Source organism: Bacillus proteolyticus (genome assembly GCF_001884065.1).
In the GTDB taxonomy this organism is placed as follows: Bacteria; Bacillota; Bacilli; order Bacillales; family Bacillaceae_G; genus Bacillus_A; species Bacillus_A proteolyticus.
Genome location: NZ_MACH01000071.1, coordinates 44501 through 51240, shown reverse-complemented (window position 1 = coordinate 51240; position 6740 = coordinate 44501). Strand labels below are relative to the sequence as shown.

The following is a 6740-nucleotide window of genomic DNA, read 5'->3' as shown; positions in this document are numbered from 1 at the left end:
TGCTTATGTTTTGGAAGACGAATCAATATGATCCGTTTCTATACAATGGAGGAATGGTTCTCTTATCAATTGCAACAGCATTATTAGTGGCAAATCTTGCTCATCCAGCTAGCCGCATCGCTCAATTTTTACGATTTAGGCCTTTACGCTGGATAGGGATAAGGTCGTATGGCATATACCTCTGGCATTATCCAATTCTTACATTGACGACTCCAAAAGTAAATGCTGGAGATTTTTCACTAATAAGAGCAATTCTTCAATTTCTTCTTATTATAATGATTGCGCAAATTTCATGGAAGTATATTGAGAAACCAATCCGACAAGGTGCGCTCCGAAATATTGAGTTTAAGAATTTAAGAATTCAAAATGTCGCTTTAGGTGTTAAGTTAGCTTTAATTTGTGCAGTATGCGTTTCGTCGATAGCCGTCTTTGGGTTATCAAAAGTTAGTAAGGCTAAGGAGAATCCTCAACTAGATAAGGCGGAAGCAGTACAAACACAACCTGCGAAACATCCAGTTGCATCTTGGGATAATCCAACTCAAGAGACGCCTCAAAATCAAGAAGAATCAAAAGAAGTAAATTCTGCGCAACCTAAAGATGCTCACACCGTTACTGCAATAGGCGATTCCGTTATGATTGATATTGCTCCGTATTTAAAAAATACTTTTCCTGATATTAGGATTGATGCACAAATTGGTCGCCAACTGTCAAAAGCGATTCCAGTAGTTGAACAGTTAAAGAATGAAGGGAATTTAGGGAACTATGTTATTATTGGATTAGGTACAAATGGAGCCTTTACTACTGAGCAACTTGTATCATTAATAAATTTAATTGGGAATGAACGTAAAATGATATTTATTAATACGAGGGTACCACGTCCGTGGGAATCAATCGTGAATGAGAGATTAAAAGCGACAACATCTGAATATCCGAATATAACTCTAGTAGATTGGTATGCAGCAAGTGCTGGAAAGAGAGACTACTTTGCACCTGATGGTGTGCATTTAACCAAAGTAGGTGCAGAAGCATACGCAGCACTTGTAGCCAAAGCGGTGAATCAATAATTAGATATATTTTATTAACTTCTTTTGCAAAATTAACTGAAATGTAAAAGATCTATGGTTGAGGAAGACAAATTTTTTGCAGTCATCAATAATTTCTGTAATTCATTATACGTCGAAAAAGCGAAGTTTGGTTGAAGACTCCGTCTTTTTTATACAGGGCATGAATGGTTTCGATGCCTTTTACTATACGTGAGGCATGACGAATGTTTTGAAATCCTGCTGATTTGGAAAAGTGTCTGTCGCTTTACATGTCGCTGGTCCTGTTCTGTGAGATTATTTATAGGAAGAAAGAATGTAACTTCCTAACTTTAAAAATAAGCCCAAAGAATTATTTAATTCTTTGGGCTTATTTTTGGTTCTGGTGCAAAAATGATTACGTAGATAATCCAACATGAATGTTATATTCTCATGAGAATGAGTTGTTCGGAAATCAATATAAAAATCCATATTTTTATATTAATATATTATGAATTTTTATACTCTCATTATAGTAAGCGGTTATATAGATAACATTATATTTTAATATGCAATATTACATATTAAAGGACGGCTTATATTGTTATGATAGAAAAGGTAAATTCTACAGCATTTTTCGATGTACTGCGAAGCTAATGATTATGAAAGTTCCAGTAGGTAAAAAGGGAGAAGGATTTTTATAATTCTTTTCCCTTTTTATATGTTCACAAACAGAACATATCTATAATAAGAGAGTGGTTGTATACGATTATTTATTTCACTCCCTTTTCCTCATATCTCTTTACAACCCGATAAAAAGGTTCGACTTGAGGGGAACGAAGAAACTTATATATCATTATTAAATCATTTAAACAAGTAGGTGATAGTATGGAAACATTGTTAGAGGAATGTATTGAAACTTTGGGACAGAATATAAGAATCTTATCTAAAGAAGAAAGAGAAATGGTTCTTATAAATTTTGAAACTAATTTTTATATTACACAAGGGGGACGTATTGAATGGTCAAAAATAACTCAGTGCATTGAAATAAATACAATTGATGAATAATTTCACATTTGAATAGTTGTTACGATGAATATAATAAGAAGGTTTATTTAATTTGGGATGAAGGGAAATTACCAATTGGTAAGACAGACTTAGATAAGGTTTTCGAAGTAATAGACGATGTTAATGCCGTTAGCTTTGATACTTGGATATATGGATTCTGGTGCGAAAATTTCAAGACTATTGCAAGTAATCTCCTAAACTTGGACATACTGATAGTATAATTCTAAAAAAGGTGCGTGATCAGTATGGAAAAATTACAGAAGACAGAAGGTGCGCGGTATGAGTTTACTAGATAGTATCAAAATTGCCCTATCTTCTATTCTAGCTCATAAGCTGCGCTCAGCCCTTACAATGCTAGGGATTATTATCGGTGTAGGTTCTATTATTACCGTTGTTGTGATTGGACAGGGCGGGGAAGCTGCATTAAAATCACAATTTGTTGGTTCTGGAAATAGTGTGATTTCTATTCATTATAAGGCCAACATGAATGATCCATCCGGTATGGAATCAATAGGACAACCGAAATTGACAGAAGAAAATATTTTTGAAATTAAGAAGATTCCAGAGAATGCACATGTAATTAAGACAAATTAAAATATGGAAACACTAGATGTTAATGATAAAAAAGAAATGGTAAATATAAAAGGGCTAGACGATGAATACTTTGCTGTAAATAAAGTTAAGGTGAAAAAAGGTCATTCTTTAAATGATACAGATATTGAACAAGGAAATAATGTTGTCATGATTAGCGCGGGTTTAGAAAAAAGGATATTTGAAAAAGAGAATCCCATTGGAAAAATCATTGAAATGAAAGGCCAACCAATGCAAATCGTTGGTGTATATGAAGCTACAGGTGGATTTATGGGAATGGGAGATTCCGAGGCGTTATTTCATTAGCGTTATGGCCAACATTGTATGGAACAGATGAAATTCAAAGTATTTCTGTCCAAGCGAAAAAAATCGATAATTTAGATGCCGCTGGAAAGAAAGCAGCTGATGTATTAAATAGTCGTAAGCAAAGTGAGTTTACAGGTAAATATAAGGTACTAAACTTAAAAGAAATTCAAGAGGGTATTTCCAAAATGACAAATATCATGACGATGATTATTGGTGGTATCGGTGTTATGAACATTATGCTTGTATCTGTAACAGAGCGTACTCGTGAGATTGGGGTACGTAAAGCACTTGGAGCAACGCGTAGTAAAATCTTACTACAGTTCTTAATTGAAGCTGTTATGTTAACGCTTCTTGGGGGACTAATTGGAATTGGCCTTGGTTATGGAGGTGCATATATTGTGTCAACATTTGCAAAATGGCCACCACTTGTTTCATGGCAAGTAGTCGTTGGCGGTGTGTTATTCTCTATGACACTTGGTATTATTTTCGGGTTGATTCCAGCGAACAAAGCAGCAAAATTAGATCCAATTGAAGCGCTTCGTTATGAATAAGTTTATTAGTAGAAAGCTATTTATTTAATGTGGTTCTGATAAAAAGATAAAGCAAAAAAGAATCCCTCGTTTCTTTTGGGATTCTTTTTTGTTTGCAAAGGTATGTTTATCTGAACACACGTAAATTTACAAGGTTTTTAAACACAAAAATAGGAGGCATTTTATGATTTTTTGTTCAACATTACCGTGTACAGAAATGTACAAAGAAAGAATATGCAATATTGCATTTTACATTATTTCATCGGGATAATATGTTATTTATTGAATGTAATATACAAATGGAGGAAATGTTATGAACAAGAAATCAAGGTTTACCCAAATGATGCTCGGTATTAGTACAATAGCCTTATCATTTGGAAGTATCCAAACACAAGTATCAGCGGAAGAAAACACACCTTATAATGTGTTACAAAAGAAACCAATTGGGATAGAAACTTCAACAGATGAAATTGCACATTCTACAAAAGCAGACGAAACATTGTCTTATGAAGAACGTTTAAAAGTAGGCGATTTTTCACAACGTCCAGCTCCGGTCGTGAAACGAGCAGCGGCAAAGCAATTTCAGCAAAAGTATTCTGTGGCAGAGCTGAATAGAATGAGTAATGACGAATTCATCGATACATTGGCAAGTATTAGTTGGAATCAAATTACAGATTTAGATCAATTTAATCAAGAAACAAAAGAGTTTTATCAGAATAAAGAGCGAATACAGGTTATTATTGATGAATTAGGTCGTCGTGGAAGCACATTTACAAAAGATGATACAAAAGGGATTGAGACGTTTGCTGAAGTATTACGTTCCATATCTTATGTAGGCTTTAATAATAGAGAGGTAAGCTATTTAAATGAGAGAAGCTTTCATGATAAATGTTTACCTGCATTAAAAGCAATTGCAAAAAATCCGAATTTTAAATTTGGTACAGATAAACAGGATGCAGTGGTATCTGCATACGGTAAATTAATTAGAAACGCTTCTTGTGATGCTGAAACAGTTCAATATGCGGCGAATATATTAAAGCAATATAACGATAATATTTCCACATATATAAGTGACAAGAAGAAAGGGGACGCCTTGTATGAGCTTATACAAGGGATTGATGATGATATACAGTCTTACTTGTTTGAGACACGTAAAAAAGCGGATGAAACAATATGGTATGGGAAAATTGATGGTTACATAAATGAAGTTAGTCGAATGGCTCTTTTGAACCATCTAACAACAGAAAATAAATGGTTAATTAATAATGGTATATATTATACTGGTCGTTTAGGGAATTTCCATAGTAATCCAAATAAACCTTTAGAAGTACTTACACAAGCAATGCATATGTACCCTCGTTTAAGTGAGGCTTATTTTAATGCGGTAGAGCAAATTTCAACAAACTATGGTGGAAAAGATTATAACGGAAATACAGTAGATTTTAAGAAAATACGTGAAGAAGGCCAGCAGCAGTACTTACCAAAAACGTATACATTCGATGACGGCTCTATTGTATTTAAAACAGGAGATAAAGTAACGGAAGAAAAGGTTAAGAAATTATATTGGGCTGCAAAAGAAGTAAAAGCGCAGTATCATCGTGTAATTGGAAAAGATGGAGCGTTAGAATCAGGGAAAGCTGATGATGTACTGACAATCGTCATTTATAATAATCCAGATGAATATAAACGAAATAGCCAACTATATGGATATGATACGAATAATGGTGGAATTTATATTGAAGGAATCGGAACGTTCTTTACATTTGAGCGTACACCGCAGCAAAGTCGTTATAGTTTGGAAGAATTGTTCCGTCATGAATTTACACACTATTTACAGGGAAGATACGAAGTTCCAGGATCATGGGGACAAGGAGAAATGTATCAAGATCAACGTTTGACTTGGTTTGAAGAAGGAAATGCAGAATTTTTTGCAGGATCTACTCGTACGAATAATGTTGTTCCGCGCAAAAGTATAATTAGTGGATTATCATCTGATCCTGCGAAACGTTATACAGCAGAACGAACATTATTTTCGAAATATGGAGAAGGAGAAGGAGACGAAAAATGGGACTTTTATAATTATTCTTTTGCACTGCAGTCTTACTTATATACTCATCAATTTGAAGCTTTCGATAAGATTCAAGATTTCATTCGTGCAAATGATGTGAAGAATTATGATACATATCGTGAAGCTTTAAGTAAGGATCCAAATTTAAATAAAGGATACCAAGACTATATGAAGCAGTTAATTGATAATCAGGGTACATATAATACTCCGCAAGTATCAGATGATTATTTAGCTACCCCTTTACCAAAGCCACTAGCTGATGTAAAGAAAGACATTACAGATGTAGCAAAGATAAAAGATGCAACGATTACAAAGCATAAGTCTCAATTTTTTGATACGTTTACATTAGAAGGGACATATTCAGGTGGCGTAACAAAAGGAGAATCTGAGGATTGGAAAACGATGAGCAAGAAAATCAATCAATCTTTAGAACAGTTAGCGCAAAAAGAATGGAGCGGCTACAAAACAGTTACAGCGTATTTTGTTAATTATCGTGTGAATGCGAAAAATCAATTTGAATATGATGTTGTATTCCATGGTGTTGCAACGGGAGAAGAAGAAAAACAGACTGTTAAAGTAAATATGAATGGACCGTACAATGAAATATTAAATGAAAAAGTTGAGTTTCATAGTGATGGTACAGAAAGCACAGGTGGAAAAATTGTTTCTTATCTCTGGGATTTTGGGGATGGTACAACAAGTACAGAAGCAAATCCTACTCATGTATATGGAAAAGAGGGAACATATACTGCAAAGCTAACAGTGAAAGATAATAAAGGAAAAGTAGGCCGAGGACAAACATCGGTTACCGTAAAACAGGATGAGCCAGCAGGTCATAACTATCAAAATGCAAAGGTAATTCGTTTTAATAAGCTTTCAAAAGGAGATATGGATCGTCCGAATATGGCGTATATGCACACATTTAATGTCACATCTCCAAAAGAAGTAGATATTTCTTTTATAGATGAACAGGGAATTGGGATACAATGGGATGTATATCACGAATCAGATTTAGAACATCCTGTTATTACGGGCCAAGCGGATGGAAATAATATAAAAGGGAAATTTGAAGCGAAACCTGGGAAGTATTATTTAGTCTCATTTTTTGAAAAGGAAAACGGAAAGGGAACATATTCGGTTCTGTTGCAAAGTTAGAAA

4 protein-coding genes and 2 pseudogenes are annotated in these 6740 nt (G+C 34.2%); 5 read left to right on the top strand and 1 reads right to left on the bottom strand.

Annotated features, from left to right (window positions below):
- A partial coding sequence (locus BAQ49_RS11015) for an acyltransferase family protein (protein WP_131802714.1) occupies window positions 1-1064 on the top strand: 1064 nt, incomplete at its 5' end.
- Window positions 1065-1096: 32 nt separating this feature from the next.
- Here BAQ49_RS11015 and BAQ49_RS33505 read toward each other — a convergent pair.
- Window positions 1097-1345 (bottom strand): annotated as a pseudogene (locus tag BAQ49_RS33505) (hypothetical protein); the annotation flags it as partial.
- Window positions 1346-1907: 562 nt separating this feature from the next.
- Here BAQ49_RS33505 and BAQ49_RS11005 point away from each other — a divergent pair.
- The 4 genes and pseudogenes from BAQ49_RS11005 (at window position 1908) to colA (ending at window position 6737) form a co-directional block, all read left to right on the top strand.
- Window positions 1908-2087 carry a CDI toxin immunity protein gene (locus BAQ49_RS11005; protein WP_071745344.1) on the top strand — a complete coding sequence of 60 codons (180 nt, stop codon included), beginning with the start codon at window positions 1908-1910 and terminating at the stop codon, window positions 2085-2087.
- Between the two features lie 8 nt (window positions 2088-2095).
- A complete protein-coding gene (locus BAQ49_RS34260) occupies window positions 2096-2308 on the top strand; it encodes a CDI toxin immunity protein (RefSeq protein ID WP_422653191.1) in 213 nt (70 codons plus the stop codon).
- Window positions 2309-2366: 58 nt separating this feature from the next.
- A pseudogene (locus tag BAQ49_RS33500) lies at window positions 2367-3535 on the top strand (ABC transporter permease).
- Between the two features lie 292 nt (window positions 3536-3827).
- Complete coding sequence (gene colA / locus BAQ49_RS10985) at window positions 3828-6737, top strand: collagenase ColA (RefSeq protein WP_071745340.1); 2910 nt, start codon at window positions 3828-3830, stop codon at window positions 6735-6737.
- Window positions 6738-6740 lie beyond the last annotated feature (3 nt).

What these genes read in the sequence shown, in the direction of transcription:
- BAQ49_RS11005 (WP_071745344.1), top strand. Translation starts at nt 1,908, where the DNA reads ATGGAAACATTGTTAGAGGAATGTATTGAAACTTTGGGACAGAATATA.
- colA (WP_071745340.1), top strand. Translation starts at nt 3,828, where the DNA reads ATGAACAAGAAATCAAGGTTTACCCAAATGATGCTCGGTATTAGTACA.